We start from the raw sequence: 1,925 nt of genomic DNA, 5'->3' as shown, positions 1-1,925 counted from the left end.
GAGTAGAGACTTGCATCATCACCGAGACGGTCGTGCCCGCCCCAATCCGCACCCCGATCGTGCGCCATCCCACCTTGAAACCGCAGGTCAGCGGGCGTCACTCACGACTTTGCCGAGGCCCTGGGTGTGCACTCGGTCGATCTGGTCACCAACACGCCTGAGCGTGTCGAGTTCTCGATCAATTTCGTCGGGAAGCTCGTCCGAAATGGGCCGCCGCCCAAAGGGTATGGGAACCCGTACACGTCGCTTGACTTGCAACTCGCGCAGGACTCTCCGAACAGCCCTGAAGTGTCCGCGAATATGTCTGGTCCATGGTCTCCCGGGCCCGGCGCGGAAAAGTATTCGATCAACCTTCGAGCCGAAGAAGGCCCCGAAATTATCGACGTGTTCGATGAGGGTAACGAATCCGGTGTCGACGCATCCGACATCACCTGGGAGGAAACCGAGAACAACCTCCGGATCGGATTAGACCCCGCGAAGTTCCCGAAACTTGATGCAGGCAAAAACTTTGGATACACACTGACACTCAGGCACACCGACTACGGCGGCGTCTACTACGAGCGAGAGGCGTGCACCGACTCGATCCCCCGGTCGTGATGACTCGTCGCCCGAACAGAAAAAGACCCCGCACCGAATTTCGGTGCGGGGTCTTTTTTCACGTCACGACTCAACGACTGGGCTCCAACTCGCCGAAGTAGAGCTTCAGCGAATCCGGCACCACGAAATAGACCTTGGTCGATCCTTCCCGCGGCTGCGAGGCCGCGAGTACCGACACGGTGTCTGCCCCTGTCCACTTGTCCGTACCCCGAGCCGACGCCGGTAGCTGCGACAGGTCAGCCACCGCAACGAGGGAATTCGTAACCTCAATCGCCGTGAGCAGTTCGCTCGGCCGATCTCTGATGGAGTTCGATGCTGTGAGCATCGCTGGTTCCGACCCCGATACATCGAATGCGATGCGGTAAACCTCCTGGCAGTTCTCATTGTCCGGATCGTTCGGGATGAACTGGCAACTCCAACTCAGATGCAGGACGTTGTTCTTATCGGTGAACAGTGAAACCTGCGGAGTTCCCTGGAAGGTCGGGAAGCTGGAGTCCGTTGCCACGTACTGCCCGTTCTTCGGCAGTCGCTGTTCTGCCGCGCCGTAACCGATCGACTCGGCCCACTCGGTCAGATCGAGGCTGCCGGTGATCGCGATGCGCTGCGGTGGGGCGATTCGCTTGTCGGTCTTCTTGTCGTAATGACTGCCGGCGGCGTCGAAAAGATCTGGAACGAACTTCGAGGCAGGTGTCGTGGAGGTACTGGTTCCGGCCTCAGCTCCAGCGACCGCACCGGCACCGTCGTTGTCGCCACCGCCGCCGGTCACGACGATCACCAGGACCACCACCACTGCAACCACCGCGGCCGCGCCGCCGGCGAGCACCGACCGTGGCACGCTCGACCACAGGCTCGGCTTCGGGTTGTACGGCGGCTGGGGCTGTGCCGGGCCGCCGGGGCGGCCCTGATGGTCGGGCCCGTTCGGTATTGTCATCAGTTCGTCTTTCCGTATCTTTCCGAGACGACATCTGCGTTCGGAAGCGATGAACAGTGCAGGTGGTGCGCCTGTGCCTGTCCGATACGAAGTATCATCTCCAGTTTTGAATTCACTATGTCACATCAATAACAAACTCGTACAATCTGTCCTGTCCGGCAATGGTGATCCACCCTCTTCTCGCGTCGGTCTTGTCGAGGGTCAGGCCGGTGACGTGTGCGTCCTCGGGGACACCGTCGCCGTGTACCCGGAATCCGGCGACGGCGACGCCGGTCAGGGGCCCGGCAAAGTCGCATAACCCCATGTCAGGCGGCATGAAGTAGATCGATCGGCCGGTGTGGATCACGGCCGTGGTGGCGTAGCGCGCCGGCGATGTTGGTGTGGCCGGCGAGCCGCA

At 61.1% G+C, this 1,925-nt stretch carries 3 protein-coding genes; 1 reads left to right on the top strand and 2 read right to left on the bottom strand.

Translation table 11 applies throughout. From position 1 onward, the window contains the following. The first annotated feature begins 126 nt into the window (after positions 1-126). Positions 127-597, top strand: coding sequence for a hypothetical protein (locus tag E0497_RS20270; protein WP_137726596.1), 471 nt, complete (start codon positions 127-129; stop codon positions 595-597). Positions 598-667: 70 nt separating this feature from the next. On the opposite strand, the gene E0497_RS20265 is transcribed toward E0497_RS20270, so the two are convergent. Both E0497_RS20265 and E0497_RS20525 read right to left on the bottom strand, forming a co-directional pair. Beyond that, positions 668-1,528: a hypothetical protein gene (locus E0497_RS20265; RefSeq protein WP_137726595.1), complete on the bottom strand. Its 861-nt coding sequence runs from the start codon at positions 1,526-1,528 to the stop codon at positions 668-670. Between the two features lie 115 nt (positions 1,529-1,643). Beyond that, positions 1,644-1,925, bottom strand: a 282-nt coding sequence (locus E0497_RS20525) for a hypothetical protein (protein ID WP_161987479.1), incomplete at its 5' end; no start/stop codon positions are given.

Origin of the sequence: Prescottella subtropica (assembly GCF_005434945.1) — a bacterium.
GTDB lineage: Bacteria > Actinomycetota > Actinomycetes > Mycobacteriales > Mycobacteriaceae > Prescottella > Prescottella subtropica.
Note: the sequence above shows the minus strand (reverse complement) of the source record. Positions and strands in the feature narration are given on the sequence as shown.